Annotated in this window: 1 protein-coding gene; it reads right to left on the reverse strand. The window is 74.0% G+C overall.

Annotation, left to right across the window (positions count from 1 at the left end):
- Nucleotides 1-568 precede the first annotated feature (568 nt).
- A partial coding sequence (locus D7294_RS32170) for a restriction endonuclease subunit S domain-containing protein (protein WP_479681739.1) occupies nucleotides 569-1,097 on the reverse strand: 529 nt, incomplete at its 5' end.

The following is a 1,097-nucleotide window of genomic DNA, read 5'->3' on the forward strand; positions in this document are numbered from 1 at the left end:
GGGGGGGGGGGGGGGGGGGGGGGAGGGGGGGGGGGGGGGGGGGGGGGGGGGGGGGGGGGGGGGGGGGGGGGGGGGGGGGGGGGGAAGCGGTCGCCGCGGACGGCGTGGATGGTGGCGGCGGCGAGGTAGGTGAGGAGGTAGAGGCCGGCGAAGGCGCTGTAGGTGCTTTCGTCGTCGGGGACGAATTCGATGAGGACGACTTCGAGGATGGTGAGGGAGCAGTAGAGGGCGAGGACGGCCCAGTCGGTGGGGCGTTTGCGGTGGAGGGCGAAGCGGAGGTAGGGGACCCAGGCGAGGAGGCCGAGGGACCAGAGGGGGAAGCTGGCGAAGGTCCAGCGCAGGACGAGGGTTTTGCGGTCGGCCGGGGGGTGAGGGGTGGCGGGGCCCGGCTGGGGGGTGGGTGGCGGTGGCCCGTACATGGTCTCCCCCCTGGGTGCCTTGCCTGGTGTGGTGGTGGGGCTGTGGGTGTGGTGGGGCTGTGGGTGTGGTGCGGATGAGGATGATATCGGGCGGGTGCGGGGGGTGTTGGGGTGCCGGGTGCGGGGGGTGGTGGGGGGCCGGGGGTGGGTCAGTCGCCTGGGGGGAGGGTGCCTTGGGTGAGGGCGTCGATGGTGCCCTGGGTGAGGCGGCGGCCGAGGTCGGCGGCGTGCTGGAGGGTCGTTTCGAAGGTGGCGAGTTCGGCGAAGCGGCGTCCGTAGCGTTGCTGTTCTGCGAGGGGGATGCGGGGGACTTTCAGGCGGCGGATGTCGATGCGGGTGGCGCTTGAGGCGTAGCTGCTGGCTTGGCGGGTGTTGTGGCTGGCGCGGAGGAAGCCGGCGAGGAACCAGGGGTCGAGGGCCTGGGGGTTGGGGCGGAGGAGGGCGGTGTGGCGCTCGGGTGGGGTGGGGGGCGGGGTGGTGTGGTCGATGACGTGGGTGGTGGGGGTGGTGTCGGTGTCGTGGATGAGGGGGACGAGGACGTCGCCGGGGCGGGTGGGGGGGAGGGGGTCTCCGGTGGTGGTGGGGAGGTGGATGTCGAGGGCGCCGGTGCGGGCGAGTTCGCCGAGGGCGCCGGTTGCTCTGCCGCGGCTGTGACCGGAACCGCGTCGTCTAGTCCCA

It is taken from the genome of Streptomyces hoynatensis (assembly GCF_003626535.1).
Classification (GTDB): Bacteria; Actinomycetota; Actinomycetes; order Streptomycetales; family Streptomycetaceae; genus Streptomyces; species Streptomyces hoynatensis.